We start from the raw sequence: 19464 nt of genomic DNA, 5'->3' as shown, positions 1-19464 counted from the left end.
TATAACAGTCTCAGTAAAATTTAACATCAATAATTTTTACTGAGTCTTTTTTTTGCCTTTATTTAGTTATGAAACGACTTCTACATATCATAACTATATCGCTGTTACTTTTCACAGTCTCATCTTGTTCAGAAGATCTCAATTCTATCGAAAAATTGTATGAAAAGGGGAATTATGAGGAAGCTGTTTCAGAATTGAATGCCTATCTATTTTTTCATGTAACAGATTTAAAAGCGCTTCATATTCGAGCTAGATCCTATGAGGAACTTGGTGAAATCGAAAAGTCAAAATCAGATTATGAGCGAATCATCGATTTGGATTCTGAATATGCACAAGCTTTTGCAGGATTGGGTAAAATTCTATTTGAACAAAAGAAATATAAAGAGGCCGAACTGTACTTACTTCGGGCGGCAACCTTAGATTATGAAGATTTTGATATTCTTTACTTAGTTGGCAGAACACATCTGATGCTTGAAAAATATGAATCTGCGGAGAATTTTCTCGAAATGGCTAAAGATCTAAATCCAAAATTTGCCAAAGTGTATTATTATCAAGGTATGGCGAGAGCGCTCCGAGGGGATGTCCTAGGCTGTGCTGCTTCGTTTAATTCCTATGTACAGTTAGAACCGGATAATACTGTAGGAAAATATAACCGAGGTTTTGCGCTAATGAAAGCTGGCTATATAGAATGGGCTTTGGATGATTTTGAAGCTGTTTTAAAGGCTAATCCCAACCATATCGAGGCACTTGCCAAAAAAGGCTATTGCATGGCAAAGCTGGGTGATGATGCGGGTTGTCAAATCCTCCAACTCGCCGCCTCAAAAGGCAGCGAGTATGCTAGAAACCAAGCTGAAGTCTGTATTTAAATTTTTATCCGCTTTTAGGCAAACAAATGTCTTAACCCAACAAATAATTAAATTAAGCTCTGGGTTTTAGGCCGCTGTCATTACGTCATTAGTCTTATATCCAGAAAATAAGCCAACTGGAATCAATGTGGATAACCAAATTATTCTTTATAATTATCAGCTTTCTTAACAGTAGCTTGATTTAACGGGATAAAAGTCCGATTGAAGTTCCGTTTTGGCAAACTTCGGTCTTCGGTCATCTGTCTTCCAGCCCAAAAATCCAATGAAATTTCCCTATTAGTATAATTGCAGATATACCTTTAAATTCTTACTTCAATCTTTCTCTCAAAGCTTCCTTGTAGTTTGGAATAGCTTTTTCATCCAGAACCAAAAATAAGTAGGGTTCGATCATCTCCAGTTCCATCAGATGAAACACACCATCGACCTCTACCCCATCAACCCTGACATAAAGGCTATCGGAAGCGAATTCATCGACAAGTTTTTGACAGGAATCCAGCATTTTTGCCGAAGGCTGAATCGTAGCGATAGTCCCACCGAAGTAATGCTGGACTCTAAAATCATCTTTTGCAGGAGTTTTAAGCACCGTATGGGAAAATTTGCCATTAAAAAAGATCAAGGAATACTCTCCTACTTCAGCTACTTCTTTGATGAATGGTTGGATCAAAAAGGATTCTGTTTGAAGAAGATCGTTTATTTTTTTCTCCTGAGATTTCCAATCATTTGCTTTGATTTTTAAGGTGTTTTTAGCCCCACCACTTACCAAGGGCTTTATGACCCAGGTATCTGATTTCATTGATTCCTTGAAAGCTTCACCATTAAACTTGGTTCCTTTTTCAAGTAATTTTCCAGCAATAACCGGGAAGCCTTTTTCCTGAATTTCCAGCAAATAAGTTTTGTCAGAATTCCATAATATGGAATCCAAGTCGTTCAACACTGGTAAATCCAAGGATTTTATGTGCTTGACCCAATCCAGGAATTCCAGATAAAAATCAAAATAATCCCAAACTGATTTGATCAACAAAAAAGAAAACCGAGACCAATCTTCGTCTGGGGTAGACCAAGGAACAATCTCATTAGGGATATTTAATTCGGTAAGGACCTGAGAAAGAATCTTATCCTCATCCACCGTATTCGTATCATAGGCTCCAACAGAAAAGTAGCTGACGATAGCAACAGGTTTTTGCATAGTTCAATTTTTTGACAAAGCTAAACTTTAACCAAAATTTATATGGACCATTCTTAAAAAATGATTGCATTACCTTACTTTTGGGCTTGCTTAACCCTATGAACCACAAAAAACTCGTTATAATCCCCACTTTTAATGAGCTGGAAAATATCAGCGATATGATATTAAAAGTGATGAATTTGGATGGTGAATTTGAATTGCTGATCATTGATGATGGAAGTCCAGATGGGACTGCTACCATTGTCAAATCTCTTCAAAAGGTGTTTCCTAACCGGCTTTTTCTAATCGAGCGGGCAGAAAAACTAGGATTAGGTACTGCTTATATCACTGGTTTTGAATGGGCATTGAAGAATAATTATGATTATATTTTTGAGATGGATGCCGATTTTTCACACAATCCTGATGATCTAATCCGGCTATATGAAGCATGTGCAGTTCAAGGATATGATTTGGCTATAGGGTCAAGATATATTACTGGGGTGAACGTAGTCAATTGGCCAATAGGAAGAGTGTTGATGTCCTATTTTGCCAGCGTCTATGTTAACTTCATCACAGGACTACCAGTCAAAGACGCCACAGCAGGATTCAAATGCTACCATAGAAGCGTCTTAAAAGGTATCAAATTGAAAGAAGTTAAGTTTATAGGGTATGCATTTCAGATTGAAATGAAATTCACTGCCTGGAAACTTGGTTTCAAAATAACTGAAGTACCAATTATTTTTACAGACCGCACTAAAGGCACTTCAAAAATGAGCAGCGGCATCTTCAAAGAGGCTGTTCTTGGGGTAATTTGGATGAAAATAAAAAGCCTTTTTTCACCCTATCAGCTTAATCAAAGCGAATCGATTTAATCGGATCAACTTTTGAGATCACCATTACCGGGATCCAAAGTACTAGGGCTGTCAAAATCACAATTCCGATATTGATCAGTAAGAAAACTGGCCAATTCCAATCGATCGGTACATAATTCATGTAATAACTATTTGGATCAAGTGGAATAAACCTAAACTGATCTTGAATAAACCCTAGTCCTAATCCTATTACATTTCCAATAATAATTCCCCGGAGTAAAATATTGATTCCATTCCAAAAGAAAATACGACGAATTTGTCGGTTAGATGCACCAAGTGATTTCAAAATCCCAATCATTTGTGTACGCTCCATGATCAAAATAAAGAGTACAGCCCCCATATTGAAAATTGCGACAAAGCCAATTAGACTGATGAACACATACACGTTGGTATCCAATAATATCAACCAATCAAAAATCTCAACAAACTTATCTTGACTATCAATCAACTTTAAGTCAAAATCCATTATAGACTCAATATCAGTAAAATAAGATTTTCGATTTCTAAAATCATCTACAAAAATCTCCAATCCTCCCACTTGGTCTGATTGCCAATTATTCAAATTTCGAATCGTTTGGATTTCACCGATGATGATCTTTTCATCGAAGTTTTCAAGATAAGTTTGAAAAATCCCCACAACCTCTACCCGCCGATATCTTGGTGGCTCCTGTACAAAATACAAAGTGATTCTATCGCCGACTTTCAGATTTAGCTTATTTGCAATAAAAGAACTTAGCATCACTTCATTGGAAGTTCCTGAATCAGGAATTTGAAGCAATCTTCCTTCTTTCAAATAAGGCTTGAAACGCAGGCTGTCAAAATCGGCTCCTACGCCCTTCATCAATACACCTTCCACCTCGTCTTCTCCTTTGATCAAAGCAGCTTTATGAGCAAAAGACTGAACACCTTTGATAAAAGATAAGGTGGGGTAATCTCTTAAAAAATCAGAATTAAGGGAAAACGGAGCTTCCTCAAAAGCATTGCTCATTGTAAAGCGCTGCACTTGAAAATGCCCTGTAAATCCATAAACCTTTTCAGAAATGGTATTTTGGAAACCTCCAAGAACCATAAAGGCTATAATAGAAACGGCAAGCCCTAAAGCAAGACTTCCGACAGCGATCCGATGGATGGTCACCGAAAACCCTCCAGAGCCTTTAAAGCTGATTCTTTTGGCAATGAAATAGGAAAGGTTCAATTGACTGCTTTAATTTGTTTAATCTGAACGCAAAATAGCATGAAGCAAATGAAACTAACATCCTTTATTTCCATTTTCGGTTTATGTACCGCTTTATTTTTCTCAGCTTTCAATTATCCAGCGCAGCAAAGCAGTATTTTACCTGCAGCTGACCAGGCATCTCTTTACCTTCCTTTGCTGAAAGGTAAAAAGGTGGGAATCGTTGCAAATCAGACCAGTATTCTTACCAATACACCTGGAAAACATGTGGTCGACTTTCTTTTGGAGGAAGGTGTAGATCTTAAAAAAGTATTTGTTCCAGAGCACGGATTTCGAGGCAAAGCCGATGCTGGAGAAAAAGTCGATAACACGATTGATGAAAAAACCGGATTGCCCATCATTTCTTTGTACGGAAATAATAAAAAACCTACTGCAGAACAATTCAAGGATCTCGACGTGATCATTTTTGATTTACAGGATGTAGGAATACGATTCTTTACATACATTTCTACGATGCATTATGTCATGGAAACTGCAGCAGAAAATGGCAAAGAGGTCATTATTTTTGACAGACCCAATCCAAATGGCAGTTACATTGATGGACCGGTATTAAAAGAAGGATTTCAAAGCTTTGTAGGAATGCATCCAATCCCAGTCGTACACGGGTTGACGGTGGGTGAATTAGCGCAAATGATCAACGGTGAGAAATGGCTAAAAGGCGGGTTGACTGCAAACCTTAAGGTTATCCCAGTAGCCAATTGGTCTCATGATAAAACATATAACCTACCTGTAAAGCCTTCTCCCAACCTTCCTAATGATCTTTCAATACGATTGTATCCTAGCACATGCTTTTTTGAGGGAACTATCGTCTCGCTAGGTAGGGGAACTTACTTTCCATTCCAGGTTTATGGCTATCCTGATCCTGCTTTTGGCGATTTTACTTTCACTCCAGTATCTATTGATGGGATGTCTAAAACACCCCCACTTCAGGACAAACTTTGCTATGGGGTTGATTTAAGAAATGAACCACTCAGCCACCAGTTCACTTTGAAATATCTAATGGATGCTTTTCAGAAATCAGGAAAAGGAAAAGCTTTTTTCACAAATTATTTCAATACTCTAGCTGGGACAGATGAGTTGAAAAAGATGATCTTGGAAGGGAAAACTGAATCAGAAATCAAAGCTTCTTGGCAGTCTGATCTCGAAGAATACAAAGCTATGAGAAATAAATATCTGATTTATAAATAATTGAATTTCAGATTATTTTATATTTTTTATGAAAGTATCAATTAAAGTATAAACACAAATTAAAAGGAGCAGTTTCAAGTTATAATATGAAAAAGGATTTACGAATTGTATATATGGGAACTCCGGAGTTTGCGGTTCCTTCACTTGAAATTTTAGTGAAAAATGGCTGGAATGTAGTGGGGGTGATTACCGCTCCCGATAAACCCAAAGGAAGAGGTCAGAAATTAATTCCTTCACCTGTCAAGGAAGCTGCCGAAAATCTTCGCCTAAAGGTACTTCAACCCACAAATCTTAAATCACCAGAGTTCCAGGCTGAATTGAAGGCTTTGGATGCCGATCTTCAAATTGTGGTGGCCTTTAGAATGCTTCCGGAATCCGTCTGGAATATGCCACCTATCGGAACATTTAATTTACATGCCTCCCTTCTACCCGATTATCGAGGTGCGGCACCAATCAATTGGGCTATTATTAATGGCGAAAAAGAAACAGGTGTTACGACTTTTTTCCTCAAGCATGAGATCGACACGGGAAGCATCATATTTCAGGAAAAAGTAGCTATTCTTCCAGAAGATGATTTGGGCTCTGTGTATGAAAAACTGATGTCCAAAGGGGCAGAACTGGTCTTGAGGACGGTAGAAGCAATTGCCGAGAATAAAGTATTTCCTCAAGTTCAGGACGAATCCAAAGCAATCCACCATGCTCCGAAGATCTTCAAAGAGACCTGTGAAATCAATTGGGGGAATTCTGCAGAGTCTATCCACAATTTGGTGCGTGGACTCTCTCCTTATCCCGCAGCATGGACCAGTTTGGATGGAAAAAACTGTAAGATTTTTAAAACCGCAGTGTCAGAGAGCAATTTATCAAAAACGGAAGTTGGGGGTTATAGCACAGATGGAAAGACCTTTCTGAAGTTTCAAACTGGAGATGGAGTATTGGAAATTTTAGAGCTTCAATTGGAAGGAAAAAAGCGAATGAATATTGGTGATTTTTTGAGAGGGTATAATTTTTAATCAGTACTTCTCGAACTACTAAATTTCAAGCTGAGATTACTAATAAGTTTAGAGATTTAGGAGCCAGCTTAAATAATTTTGCTTGCAAGATAAATTCGTAATTATTTCAATATTCAATTGATTTTTTAGAACTTGAATTGTTATTCATTCACTTTTAAATCTATCCATTATGAAAACTATTGGAATTAAAATTTTGCTTTTTTCCTCACTATTTGGGCTTTCAACTGCCTCAGAAGCTCAATTTATCAAGAAATTAAAGAAAGCGGCATCCCAGGGAATGGAAAATGCCATTGAACAAAAGGTCGAAGAGGAAGCTCAGAAGATGATGGCTCGTCAACTCGAAAAACAATTGGCGGGACTTTATGGTGAGGATGCTCAGGGAGCTCCAGTCAATTTCGATATGGACAAGATTTTAGCTGGAATAGGAGAAGAAGTGCCCACAGCAGATTCTTATGAGTTCACTGGATTCGTGACAATGGAACTTCAGACAAAAGATGAAAAAGGTAAATCTATGGATCCAATGACTATGAAATCTTATTTAGGTCAAAATTCGGAGTACACAGGTATGGAAATTTCAGACCCAAAGAATCCAAGCACCATTACCACCATGATCTTTGATATGGAAAATAAAGCTTCCATTCTATTGATGGATAATGAGGAGACAAAAAACAGTTTTGCCTATAAATTGGATTTTGATGATGTCTTAGATGATACCGCAGTCTCAGTAGAAGAGTCAAATTTTAAAATTGAAAAAACAGGCAATACAAAAGAAATCCTTGGCTATACCTGTGACGAATATTTTGTAAAAAGTGAAGATGGTCAAGGTACCTATTGGATTACAGAAGATCTGATCAATGGATCAAATTCATTTTGGAGCAGTAACAGTCCATTTGCAAGTAGCAAAATGCAGGAAAAATATGCTGACCATTTTGCAAATATGCCAAAAGGAAATTTCATGGAAATGGATTTCACATCTACAGATGGATCTGAGGTAATGATGAAAGTGATTGATATACAAGCATCACAGCCCAAGACTTTCAAAATGTCAGATTATCCAAACATGATGCAAAGTATGAAGCAACAGTAATTCTGACTTTAATTATTTTTTAAAGCACTGAGGCGTGTTATCTTCATGACATATAAGATTAAAAAATGAAGATTTCACTTATTGCAGCTTTGGCAAAGAACAATGTCATTGGAAAGGAAAATGATTTAGTCTGGAGATTACCAGTAGATTTCAAACGGTTTAAATCTATTACTTCAGGACATTACATCTTGATGGGGAGAAAAACTTTTGAGTCACTTGGGAATCCTCTACCCAACCGGACTCACTTAGTTGTCACCAGAAATAAAAATTACACCGTTCCTGAGGGCCATTATGTTTTTCAAACTGTAGAAGAGGCATTTATTTTTGCAAGCAAACTACAAATAGATACACTCTATGTAATTGGCGGTGGTGAGATTTACAATCAGACTATAAACCTTGCCGATGAATTATTACTCACCGAAGTGGATGTCTCTCCAGAAGGAGATACTTATTTCCCTGAGTTTAGCAGGGAAGAGTGGAAGGAGACTTTCCGTGAATTTCACCCAAAGGATGAAAAACATCAATATTCATTTTCATTTGTAAACTACGAAAGAATCCAAAAAGAAAATGCCTAATCAAACTATCTGGATCACTGGTGCATCCTCAGGGATCGGAGAAGGAGCTGCTAAATTATTCAATTCAAAAGGATACAATGTCATCTTATCCGCCAGAAATGAAGAGGCATTAGTAAGTGTCAAAAAGTCTTGCACTTTTCCAGAACGATGCTATGTCTTGCCTTTGGACTTGATTGATCAGGGTTCTTTTCCTTCAAAAACAAAGGAAGCTATCCAGGCGTTTGGAAAAATAGATATCATGCTTCATAATGGAGGAATCAGTCAACGATCTCTGATTCACGAAACAACACTGGAAGTAGACCGAAAATTGATGGAAGTGAATTTCTTTGGAACAGTGGGATTAACAAAAGCCCTTCTCCCCCATTTCATACAAAATAAATCAGGTCAATTCGGAGTAGTCACTTCACTCGTAGGAAAGTTTGGAACTCAATTTAGATCCAGTTATGCAGCTTCAAAACACGCCCTGCATGGATTCTTTGAATCTTTAAGAGCAGAGCTTTTTGAGGAAAACGTCACTGTGACCATGATTTGCCCAGGATTTATAAAAACCAATGTTTCAATCAACGCACTTACTGCTGATGGTTCGGCACTTAATGAAATGGACGAAGCTCAGGCAAATGGCATGAGTCCAGAAGATTGTGCTAAAGCAATATTTAAAGCATTGAATTCCAAAAAGGAGGAAGTTTACATAGGAGGAAAAGAAACCTATGTGGTCTATTTAAAGCGCTTCTTCCCCACACTTTTTTCAAAAATTCTCAGAAAATCAAATGTCCGATAATACTCAATTAATGAAAGTCGTCAGAGCAGAAATTATAGCAATTGGAGATGAATTACTCTACGGACAAATCGTCGATACGAACAGTCACTGGATAAGTCAAGAGCTTGATTTGATGGGTGTGAAGGTGGTACGAAAAACGACGGTAGGAGATGATAGAAAGGATATCCTAGCTGCATTTTCAGCGGCCGAATCAAGAGCAGATCTTATCCTAATCACGGGCGGACTCGGACCCACCAGAGATGATCTAACCAAGCCATTGCTTGCAGAATATTTTTCATGTCCGATCGTTGAAGTTCCTGAGGCTGTTAAAGCAGTTTCTGACTTTTTTCTAAGAAGGGGTAGAGAAATGACCCCTTTGAATGTACTTCAGGGGCATTTGCCAGCTTGTTGTACCTATGTTCCAAATGAGGTTGGAACCGCACCTGGAATGTGGTTTGAACGAAATGATACGTATTGGATGTCCATGCCTGGCGTGCCTCATGAAATGAAAAAGCTCATGAAGGACTTCGTTTTACCTCAATTGCCAAAAATCTTCCCGTTACCGGTGATTTTCCATAGAGTTATTAAAACTGTAGGGATTGGGGAAAGTTGGTTGGCAGATTTAATAGCAGATTGGGAAAATGCTTTACCTCAAAATATTCGACTGGCTTATCTTCCTTCGCTTGGACATGTGAAGCTTCGACTTACTGGATTCGGAACATCCAAGTCCGAACTTGAAAAGGCGATAGAAGAGCAAATTAGCCTAGTTTTGCCCAAAATAGAAAAGTATGTCTATGGCTATGATTCTGAAACATTAGAAACTGCTATAGCTAAGCTTTTGAAGGATCAAAAGAAAACCATAGCTTTAGCGGAAAGCTGCTCAGGAGGTTATATATCCCATTTAATCACCAGTGTTGCAGGTAGCAGCACCTATTTCCAGGGTGCTATCGTCCCTTACCACAATCAGTTTAAAACAGAGCTTCTAGGAGTAAAAGAGGAAACTTTGGCTTTACATGGTGCAGTCAGTGAAGAGACCGTGAGGGAGATGGCGGCAGGAGTTAAAGATAAGTTTAATGCAGATTTTGGATTATCGAGTAGTGGCATAGCCGGTCCTGATGGTGGTTCAGATGAGAAACCCGTAGGAACAGTCTGGATTGCATGTGCCTATGGCGACCAAATAGAAACAAAAAAACTTCAATTGACGCAGGATCGAGCGTTAAATATTCAATTGACAGGGGTGGCCGTATTAAATTTACTGAGAATTTGTATTTCGAATAAATAGCAAATAAAATTTTAACTGAAAGGTTTGGGATAGTATTTGATAAAATTTAATTTTAAAGATTGAATATAAACCCAATTTAATTATAAAATCAAAATCATGGCAAGTGTAGAAATGCTGATGCCCAAAATGGGCGAAAGTATCACAGAAGGTACAGTGCTCACCTGGCTGAAGAAGGAAGGAGATGTAATCGAACAAGACGAATCCGTCTTAGAGGTAGCAACTGATAAAGTAGACACGGAAGTGCCAACTATACATGGAGGAGTATTAAAAAAAATACTTGTCAAAGAAGGTGATGTTGTAGCTGTTGGAGCTCCGATAGCAATTATTGAGACTAGTGGTGAAGTTTCTGAACCGGCAGTAACTCCTACACAATCACCGGATCCAAAAGAAGAGATTTTGGAAGTAGCTCCAGCACTTACTAATTCCATAATTGAAAATTCAGAAGTCCAGAATAATTCTATTGAGGATGATCGCTTTTACTCTCCTCTTGTGCAAAGCATTGCTAAGGCGGAAAACATTTCAAAAAGTGAACTAGGCAAAATTCCAGGAACTGGAAAAGAAGGCCGTGTCACTAAGCAAGACATGCTTTCTTATTTGGATAAAAGAAGCAAAAGCGTTTCTGATTCTGCTGCAATTGCTTCACCTTCTATTTCTGCCCCAAAAGTTCAGATTAGTATTTCAGCTTCTGATGAAATCATCGAAATGGATCGTATGCGCAAGATGATTGCCCAGCGCATGATTGAATCCAAGAGGATTTCAGCTCATGTAACTTCCTTTGTGGAAGCAGATATGACTAACATTGTACTTTGGAGAAATAAAAACAAGGACGCATACAAAGCAAAGTATGGAGAGGGAATCACTTATACCCCATTTTTTATCGAAGCGGTAGCAAAAGCTATAAGGGATTTCCCGATGATCAATATCTCTGTTGATGGTGACCGAATTATTCGTAAAAAAGATATTAACGTTGGAATGGCTGTAGCACTTCCATCTGGAAATCTAATAGTTCCTGTCATTAGAAATGCTGATCAATTGAACCTTGTAGGTATTTCAAAGAAAGTAAATGACTTAGCCAATCGTGCTAGAATAAATAAACTAAGTCCTGATGACCTGGCTGGTGGAACATATACAGTTTCTAATGTGGGATCATTTGGCAACGTCATGGGAACTCCAATTATTCCTCAACCACAGGTTGCTATTATGGCCGTCGGAGCTATTGTCAAAAAGCCTGCTGTGGTAGAAACTCCTACAGGTGACGTGATTGCTATCCGACATAAGATGTTCCTTTCTCACTCCTATGACCATCGGGTAGTGGATGGTTCTTTGGGAGGGATGTTCGTCAGAAAAGTCGCAGACTACCTTGAATCATTCGATATCAATACATCATTGTAATCAAAATGGCTGATTTAAAAAATCAGCCTTTTTTTATTTTTCTTCTTGTTGAATTCGGGTAGAAAACAACTTCAGCTTTTCGGCAAGTGAAATCAATCGAATCGGTTTAGTCAAGTAATCATCCATTCCAGATTCAAAAGCCATCTTTCGATCTTCATCAAAAACATTAGCCGAAAGCCCTATTATATAAGGATGATGTGAGTAAGGCATTGACTTAATCAATTTAGAGGCCTCTAGTCCATTCAATATCGGCATTTGAACATCCATTAAGATCAAGTCATAATCATTGGAATTCACTAATTCAACAGCTTCTTTTCCATTTTTTGCGATGTCAAAACTATATCCCAACTGTTCTAACATTAGATTCATCAACTGAAGATTCAAGTCATTATCCTCTGCCAATAAAAGTCTAAGAGGATATTCACTAGCCATTCCAATCCAACTTTTTCTATTTTGATCGAAGGTTGAGCTTTGGTCAGTAACTGAATTTGTTGAGATCTTTAAAAGAACATTAAAAATAAATTCTGAGCCTAATCTGTCTTCGCTTATTATTTTCAACTCTCCACCCAGCATTTCCACAATTCTTTTAGAGATGGCCAGTCCCAAACCTGTTCCTTGAAAAGAACGTGTTTTTGAGCTATCGACTTGAAAAAAGGGATCTGTAAGATGTGGAATCAAATCTTTGGGAATTCCAATTCCTGTATCCTTTACAGATACATTCAGAAAAACAAGGTCATCCGAAACCTCTTCTGTGGATACCGAAATTATTACTTTCCCATGTCCAGGAGTAAATTTTAAAGCATTTCCAAGAATATTCAAAAAGACCTGTTTAATCTTTTCAATATCACCTTCCAATGCAAGATCAGTTCCTTCTGAAAACGAGATACTGACCTCTATTTTTTTCTTTTGTGCTAGTCCAGATAAAATCTGAACCTGTTTTTCCAATTCATCTTTAGGAATGAAAACCGAATTATGGATCTCAATTTTCCCGGATTCAATCTTTGAATAATCTAGAATGTCTCGGATAATATTCAAAAGAGAATTCCCGGAGTTTTTAATGATTTTCAGATATTCATTTTGAGTATCATCCATTTTTGTTTGCTCCAGTAAGTCAATAATCCCTAGCAACCCATTCATAGGAGTTCGAATCTCATGACTCATATTTGCCAAAAAATCGGATTTGGCTCTATTTGCTTGATCTGCAGCATTCATAGCATCCAAAAGTCCTTGCTCCCAAATTCGCTGACTAGTGATATCTCTGGAAATAGACATCATTTTGGTTTCATCAAGGGGAAATATTTTAACTTCAAAATATTTCACGATTGAATTAATTCTTGACTTTAAATCTACAGACTGAAGCGTTCCGGTTTTTCGTGCAAGCTTAAAAGCTGACTTTATATGCTCAATTTGATTTTCAGGAATTACTTCGCTGAAATTTTTCCCCAAAAGATTGAAACCAGGCTTTACTAAATCATCTATTAGTTGGACTTGATAATCTATGATAAAACCCTCATTATCATAGATAAATATAAAATCCGGGATATTTTCAATTAAAATTCTCAAGCGTTTTTCACTTTGAACCAAATCTTGCTGGGCGATATGACTTCTTGTTATATCAGTACAAATTCCAATTCCTCCTGTGAATTTGCCATTGTCATCAAAGACTAGTTTTTCGAAAATTCTTAAATAAATAACTTTCCCATTCGCCTTAATAAAGTCATATTCAAAATCAATATATGAGGCTTTATCATGGAGTGCTTTTTTGACTAAATCTCTAATTTTCCCTGCATCTTTTTGATCCTTTTTATCATTAAAAGCTGATATAAAGCGATCTTTTGAAACCCCCAACACCTCTGATACTTCATCGCTTACTCGAATGATTTTGCCTTTGTGATCATGAAAGAATACGAATCCATGTAATTCCTTCAACAATAAATTCTGCTGATCAAAAAGTTCTGAAATTTCTTTTGATCGTTTGATCAATAGGCGTTCGGATTTAATTCTATTACGCAAGAAAAAAGTAAATAGGATAATAATCCCCACCAGCAGAAAAACCAATCCCAAAAACAAAAGAAAATAAGTTCTATAAACCCCTTCGGTAATCGGTTCAGACTCAATCATAAATAATAAAGAGGAACCTGGAGAAATATCTCCAAATCGAAAGGGGTACTGGGCTAGTATTCCTCTATGTTCAACATTTTCATAAGTCCAGCCCAGTTCATAAACTCCTAAAATCCCTATTTTAATATCTTCTATTAATTTTTGGTAGGACTCCGAATCTATTTCTAAATCAGAAAACCCATCACCTGGATTTATATTTTGGAATTTCCCATTAAGAAATAAACTCTTATTCCCTTCTGGATTCAGGTAATAATTTTTTACAAAATCCTTGGTAAAAGCCACAGGGTTCAACTTAAAAATAATTCTAATCCCTATTTCTTTTCCCTGTAATTCATAATGATATTCTGAATTTCTAAAAGATTCTACATCTGATTTGTAGACACCCCTTATAAAATCATTTCTGGGAGTTTGAGTCATGAAAATAACGGAGTCCTTAAAATCCACTAAAACGGTATCAATCAGACCAAAGTAATTTATGAATACTCTTTTGGTGGATTTTGTAAAATCAGCATTATAATCTTGCTCGTCCAGATCCGAATCCTCTAAATAGTCACTTAGGGAATTGGCATAATCCATGAAACGGCTTATTTCTATCTCTAAATCTATAGCAGCGAGTTCTGTCTGCTTTCTAAGAAATTCTTTTCTAGAATTAATCTGGGTATTATTCAAGGCATTAAAAAAACTTACCCCTAAAATTAAAATCAATACTATCAGGATGCACCCTAGGCCAATTGTCCAATAAAAATCTCTACGATAGCTTTGAGATGTTTTCATGGAGGAGTTGGATTAATTTCAATTAAAATCCAGTCTAACAAGTCAAATGAAACCTTATAAGCCGAATAAGGACTAAAAATCTCATTAAAAAAATAATGATTTTGGCCTTCAAAAAGTAGTTTTTCAGCCATTTCTCTCACCTCCTGATTTTTACTATTAAAAAGATTGAAGTCAGAAATTCTGAAATTATCCTCCTGGATAGTTTCCCTGTATACGTGATTTCTTAGTGGAGGAAAACTCAAAAGTTCGATTGATTCTGAATTTCCTGCGACAATATCTCCATTTTTTGTAACGATAAGGTAGTCTTCATCTCCTTTTTCAAGATACCTAGAGATGATTTCATCCACGGTAATATCAATACCCAATACAGCATAGAGGCTATCATTATGATAAACCGGCTGAATCAAAGATAAAATCCATCCACGGCCCACAGGATCTACATATACTTCTGGAATCCAAACAGGCCCTCTTGTAGGGTTATTTTCCGCATTCCCTTTGTAATAAAAATTAAAACTAGTAACGTCTATATCTTGAGATATAAGATCCTCTATATCATAAGCTGGAAAAACTCTAGAAATCTGCTTTGAAGAATTGGTATAAACCTGAGCTATGAAATCATATTTATAATAAATCTTACTAAATGCAGAATCCAGTCTATTGGTTAGAAATACATCTAAAAGTCTTTTATTAAAGTCCTCATCGGATCGCAGCAATGCAATCGAACTCAAGGTTGAATCTTTACCTGGCCTATTAGTAGAAAAACCGTTTTTAAAGTTGTATTTATTTCGATCAGCTTGTTTAAGAATAGTTTCTCGATTGGAAAGCAGAGATATATGAAAATCTCTTAGGTCTAGTATTTCCTTTTCTAGAAGGGATAACTCTTCTTCCATCTCATGGACAAAGCTTTCGAGTTTAGAAATATCTGCCAATTCTCTTTTTTCATTGCTTATTGTGCAAGCAAAAAAAATTATTGAGAGCAGAGAAAAAACTAAAATTCTTAAAACCATACCAAATAGAAGTGTTTCTTCTGAAAATTATAATTTTTCCATTTCGGAACGAAATGAATCTCCCATTTCTTCAAACCTTAATTTAACTTTTTCAAAAAACTCCCCTTCCAAAAAGGAATCTAAATCAGTTTCCTCTAGAATATCCAATTCACTCACCTTAAATGTCTGCTCCATCGGACCAAACTCATATTTAAGGATGAACTTATTGTTCCAAGAGAAAACACTAATCCTAATTTCATCTATAATAAACTCTTTAACTACTCGCATTATGGTCTTTTTACATGAGCTGAGAAGCTAATTTTTGATTTCAAGGAAGAAGCAACAGAGCAATATTTCTCTACTGATAGCGCTACAACTTTGATAAATTCCTCTTCTTTGGCATCAGGAGAAACAATCGTAAACATCAGCTTGATATCTGTGTAAAATGCCGGCGTGCCATCATTACGATTCCCTTCAACCTCCACATAAAAGTCAGTGATTGTTTTTCGCTTCTTTCGCATCATCAGCACGGCATCTACTGAGGCACACCCACCAAGCGCAGAAAGTAATAAATCCATCGGGGATTGAGCTTTCTTTTCAGGAGCATCATACATGTCAATTTGGACAACATTTCCTTGTGGATTGACAGACTCATACTCGTAGTCCGCTTTCATTCGAACCGTTACATTTCTCTTTGACATATTTTTAGATTTATTTTTTTGATTCTTATTTCACTTCTTCAAAAGAATGAATTACACGTTTCTTCTGTATTGACCACCTACTTCATACAAGGCATTTGTGATTTCACCAAGCGAGCAATACTTAGCTGCTTCCATCAATTCGGCAAAAACATTTTCATTTCTTACAGCTACAGCTTTCAATTTTTGAAGTTCAGCAGCTACTTTTTCTGAATGTGCAGCATGTAGGGTCTGAAGTGTTTTAATTTGAGCTTCTTTTTCGCTTTGGGTAGCTCTTATTACTTCTCCTGGCGTAACCGTAGGTGATCCTTCCGATGAAAGGAAGGTATTCACTCCAATTATTGGGTACTCCCCAGTGTGCTTGAGCATCTCATAGTGAAGACTTTCTTCCTGAATTTTTCCGCGCTGATACATTGTTTCCATAGCGCCAAGAACTCCTCCCCGCTCAGTAATTCGATCAAACTCAACATACACAGCTTCTTCAACCAAGTCCGTCAATTCCTCAATAATAAAAGAACCTTGGATAGGATTTTCATTCTTTGTTAATCCCAATTCCTTATTGATAATCAATTGAATAGCCATTGCTCTTCGAACTGATGCTTCAGTCGGAGTCGTAATGGCCTCATCATAAGCATTAGTATGTAGCGAGTTGCAATTATCATAAATCGCATACAATGCCTGAAGTGTAGTCCGTATATCGTTGAAGTCGATTTCTTGGGCGTGAAGCGATCTTCCCGAAGTCTGAATATGATATTTCAACATCTGAGAACGCTCGTTTGCGCCATATTTCAATTTCATGGCTTTCGCCCAAATTCTTCTTGCGACTCGGCCTATGACAGCATATTCCGGATCGATTCCATTGGAGAAAAAGAAGGATAGATTTGGTGCAAATTGATTGATATCCATTCCTCGGCTTACATAGTATTCAATGTAGGTGAATCCATTGGAAAGGGTCAATGCCAATTGTGTAATCGGGTTGGCACCAGCTTCTGCAATATGGTAACCAGAAATAGAAACGGAGTAAAAATTCCGAATCCCATTTTCAATAAAATATTGCTGCATATCTCCCATTAATCGAAGAGAAAACTCTGTGGAGAAAATACAAGTGTTTTGTGCTTGATCTTCTTTTAAGATATCCGCTTGAACTGTTCCTCTAACCTTGGCTACGGTATCCGCTTTGATTTTTGCATACACGTCAGCAGGTAAAACCTGATCTCCAGTGACCCCCAAAAGCATCAATCCCAACCCATCATTCCCCGCAGGAATTTCAGCATTGTATTTAGGTCGTTCGATACCTTTCTCGGCATAGATCGCCTCAATTTTTCTATCTATTTCTTCTTCCAGTCCATGGGCTTTGATGTAAACCTCGCATTGTTGATCAATAGCAGCATTCATAAAAAATGCCGTCATAGTCGCAGCTGGTCCATTTATAGTCATGGAAACAGAGGTCATAGGATTGACCAAGTTAAATCCTGAATACAATTTCTTTGCATCATCCAGGCAGCAAACATTGACCCCAGAATTTCCGATTTTCCCATAAATATCTGGACGATAATCAGGGTCTTCTCCATAAAGGGTCACTGAATCAAATGCAGTAGACAATCGCTTTGCCTCCATATCTTTTGAAACATAGTGGAAGCGCTTATTGGTACGCTCAGGTCCACCCTCTCCAGCAAACATTCTGGTAGGATCTTCGCCTTCCCTTTTGAAAGGGAAAACTCCGGCAGTAAAAGGAAATTTCCCAGGGACATTTTCTCGCAAGCCCCACTTCAACAAATCTCCCCAAGCTTCATATTTTGGTAAAGAAATCTTCGGAATACGCGAATCAGAAAGAGACTTAGTATAGGTTTGAATCTTAATTTCTTTGTCTCTGACTTTGAATACATAGAAATCATCCTGATATCGTTGTACTTCTTCTCCCCATTCCTCGATCCACTTTTTATTTTTCGGATCAAAGTCAAGTTCAACTTGAGCGTAAACTTCTTGCAATTCTTTGATCAATCGATCCTTATCATCAACCTTTAAATTCTGAATGGCTTCGATCGACTTTGAAATACTATAAAGTTTTTGCGCGATATCTTTTTGGGATTCTACCCAAGAATCATAATTACGATTTACCTCTGCTATTTCAGAAAGGTATCTTGTTCTGGAAGGAGGAATGATGTAAATCTTTTCTGAAGTGCCTGCAGTCAACTCAAAGGTACTTTCCCAGCCGGAATGTTTCTCGCTGATTTTGCCAATCAGAGCCCGATAGAGTTGATTCATTCCAGGATCATTGAACTGAGAAGCGATGGTGCCAAAAACAGGGATTTGATCGTCCTCAACATCCCATAGATTGTGATTTCGCTTGTATTGTTTTTTAACATCGCGAATCGCATCTAAAGCACCTCGCTTATCGAATTTATTCAGAGCGATAACATCTGCAAAATCCAGCATGTCTATTTTTTCCAATTGCGATGCTGCACCATATTCTGGAGTCATTACATACAAGGAAAGATCAGAATGCTCAATGATTTCTGTATCAGATTGGCCAATTCCAGAAGTCTCAAGAATGACCATGTCGAACCCGGCAGCCTTGACTGTGTCTACAGCATCTTGCACGTACTTCGAAAGCGCGAGATTTGACTGTCGTGTAGCTAAAGATCTCATGTATACCCGTGGATGATGAATGGCATTCATTCGGATTCGATCCCCCAAAAGCGCACCTCCTGTTTTCCGCTTGGAAGGATCTACTGAGATAATAGCTAAAGTCTTATCATCAAAGTCCATTACAAATCGACGAACTAATTCATCCACCAGTGATGATTTCCCTGCTCCTCCTGTACCGGTGATTCCTAAAACTGGGATTTCTGAATTTTTACTTTCCTTTCTTACTTTATCCAAAAGTGCCTTAGAATTCTCAGGAAAGTTTTCAAAAGCCGATATTGCTCGACCAACATGTTCCTTGTGAGTCTTGTCCAGAATAAATCCTTCTGGCAACTCATCCCCAATAGCAAAATCACACTGACTCACTAAGTCATTTATCATTCCCTGAAGTCCTAGTGCACGTCCATCATCAGGAGCATAAATTCGATTAATCCCATATTCATGGAGTTCTTTGATTTCTTCAGGAAGAATAGTCCCTCCTCCTCCACCGAAGATTTTGACATGACCTGCCCCCTTTTCGCGAAGCAAATCATACATATATTTAAAAAATTCTACGTGCCCGCCTTGATAGGATGTTATTGCAATCGCCTGCACATCTTCTTGAATCGCACAGTCCACTATCTCCTGTACAGATCTATTGTGTCCTAAATGAATCACCTCACAACCAGTTGATTGGATGATACGACGCATGATATTAATAGCTGCATCATGCCCATCAAAAAGTGAAGCAGCTGTTACAATTCGAATGTGATTTTTGGGTTTATAAATCTCCTGTGTAGTAGTCATGAATTTGGGTTATTCTATTTGATAG

The 19464-nt window shown here is 37.5% G+C and carries 16 protein-coding genes; 9 read left to right on the top strand and 7 right to left on the bottom strand.

Annotation, left to right across the window (positions count from 1 at the left end):
* Window positions 1-68 precede the first annotated feature (68 nt).
* A complete protein-coding gene (locus tag P8O16_RS03875; RefSeq protein WP_300311053.1) occupies window positions 69-866 on the top strand; it encodes a tetratricopeptide repeat protein in 798 nt (265 codons plus the stop codon).
* Window positions 867-1173: 307 nt separating this feature from the next.
* Here the strand turns inward: P8O16_RS03875 and P8O16_RS03870 are convergent, their stop codons facing one another.
* The gene (locus P8O16_RS03870; RefSeq protein ID WP_300311051.1) at window positions 1174-2052 is read right to left on the bottom strand and encodes a glutathione synthetase; all 879 of its coding nucleotides are present in this window, start codon (window positions 2050-2052) and stop codon (window positions 1174-1176) included.
* A 98-nt stretch (window positions 2053-2150) separates the two neighbouring features.
* Here P8O16_RS03870 and P8O16_RS03865 point away from each other — a divergent pair, with 98 nt between their 5' ends.
* The gene (locus P8O16_RS03865; RefSeq protein ID WP_300311049.1) at window positions 2151-2903 is read left to right on the top strand and encodes a polyprenol monophosphomannose synthase; all 753 of its coding nucleotides are present in this window, start codon (window positions 2151-2153) and stop codon (window positions 2901-2903) included.
* On the opposite strand, the gene P8O16_RS03860 is transcribed toward P8O16_RS03865, so the two are convergent.
* On the bottom strand, window positions 2881-4098 hold the full coding sequence (locus P8O16_RS03860; RefSeq protein ID WP_300311047.1) for an FtsX-like permease family protein: 1218 nt from the start codon (window positions 4096-4098) through the stop codon (window positions 2881-2883). The two genes, P8O16_RS03865 and P8O16_RS03860, sit on opposite strands and share 23 nt — an antisense overlap.
* Before the next feature lie 39 nt (window positions 4099-4137).
* Here P8O16_RS03860 and P8O16_RS03855 point away from each other — a divergent pair, with 39 nt between their 5' ends.
* The 7 genes from P8O16_RS03855 to P8O16_RS03825 all read left to right on the top strand — a co-directional run bounded on the left by P8O16_RS03855 (window position 4138) and on the right by P8O16_RS03825 (window position 11428).
* The gene (locus P8O16_RS03855; RefSeq protein ID WP_300311045.1) at window positions 4138-5325 is read left to right on the top strand and encodes a DUF1343 domain-containing protein; all 1188 of its coding nucleotides are present in this window, start codon (window positions 4138-4140) and stop codon (window positions 5323-5325) included.
* An 86-nt stretch (window positions 5326-5411) separates the two neighbouring features.
* Window positions 5412-6335 (top strand): methionyl-tRNA formyltransferase, encoded by a 924-nt coding sequence (fmt, locus tag P8O16_RS03850; RefSeq protein WP_300311043.1) that lies wholly within the window; start codon window positions 5412-5414, stop codon window positions 6333-6335.
* A 169-nt stretch (window positions 6336-6504) separates the two neighbouring features.
* Window positions 6505-7422, top strand: a complete 918-nt coding sequence (locus P8O16_RS03845; protein WP_300311041.1) for a DUF4412 domain-containing protein — start codon at window positions 6505-6507, stop codon at window positions 7420-7422.
* 65 nt (window positions 7423-7487) lie between these two features.
* A complete protein-coding gene (locus P8O16_RS03840) occupies window positions 7488-7997 on the top strand; it encodes a dihydrofolate reductase (protein ID WP_300311039.1) in 510 nt (169 codons plus the stop codon).
* Window positions 7990-8775 (top strand): SDR family oxidoreductase, encoded by a 786-nt coding sequence (locus tag P8O16_RS03835; protein ID WP_300311037.1) that lies wholly within the window; start codon window positions 7990-7992, stop codon window positions 8773-8775. The genes P8O16_RS03840 and P8O16_RS03835 overlap by 8 nt, the downstream gene beginning before the upstream one ends.
* 10 nt (window positions 8776-8785) lie before the next feature.
* Window positions 8786-10036 carry a competence/damage-inducible protein A gene (locus P8O16_RS03830; protein WP_300311035.1) on the top strand — a complete coding sequence of 417 codons (1251 nt, stop codon included), beginning with the start codon at window positions 8786-8788 and terminating at the stop codon, window positions 10034-10036.
* Between the two features lie 96 nt (window positions 10037-10132).
* A complete protein-coding gene (locus P8O16_RS03825; RefSeq protein WP_300311033.1) occupies window positions 10133-11428 on the top strand; it encodes a dihydrolipoamide acetyltransferase family protein in 1296 nt (431 codons plus the stop codon).
* Between the two features lie 33 nt (window positions 11429-11461).
* Here P8O16_RS03825 and P8O16_RS03820 read toward each other — a convergent pair whose 3' ends face one another.
* The 5 genes from P8O16_RS03820 to P8O16_RS03800 all read right to left on the bottom strand — a co-directional run bounded on the left by P8O16_RS03820 (window position 11462) and on the right by P8O16_RS03800 (window position 19439).
* Entirely contained in the window at window positions 11462-14323 is a 2862-nt protein-coding gene (locus tag P8O16_RS03820; RefSeq protein ID WP_300311031.1) for a PAS domain-containing hybrid sensor histidine kinase/response regulator, read from the bottom strand.
* Window positions 14320-15252 carry a Cache sensor protein gene (locus tag P8O16_RS03815; protein WP_300311029.1) on the bottom strand — a complete coding sequence of 311 codons (933 nt, stop codon included), beginning with the start codon at window positions 15250-15252 and terminating at the stop codon, window positions 14320-14322. The genes P8O16_RS03820 and P8O16_RS03815 overlap by 4 nt, the downstream gene beginning before the upstream one ends.
* Before the next feature lie 105 nt (window positions 15253-15357).
* Window positions 15358-15597, bottom strand: a complete 240-nt coding sequence (locus P8O16_RS03810) for a hypothetical protein (RefSeq protein ID WP_300311027.1) — start codon at window positions 15595-15597, stop codon at window positions 15358-15360.
* On the bottom strand, window positions 15597-16010 hold the full coding sequence (locus tag P8O16_RS03805; protein ID WP_300311025.1) for an OsmC family protein: 414 nt from the start codon (window positions 16008-16010) through the stop codon (window positions 15597-15599). Before P8O16_RS03805 ends, P8O16_RS03810 begins: the two co-directional genes overlap by 1 nt.
* Window positions 16011-16061: 51 nt before the next feature.
* Complete coding sequence (locus tag P8O16_RS03800) at window positions 16062-19439, bottom strand: methylmalonyl-CoA mutase family protein (RefSeq protein WP_300311023.1); 3378 nt, start codon at window positions 19437-19439, stop codon at window positions 16062-16064.
* Window positions 19440-19464 lie beyond the last annotated feature (25 nt).

This window comes from Algoriphagus sp., from assembly GCF_029254265.1.
GTDB lineage: Bacteria > Bacteroidota > Bacteroidia > Cytophagales > Cyclobacteriaceae > Algoriphagus.
The sequence above is the reverse complement of the archived record's forward strand: the minus strand, read 5'-3'. Positions and strand labels throughout refer to the sequence as shown.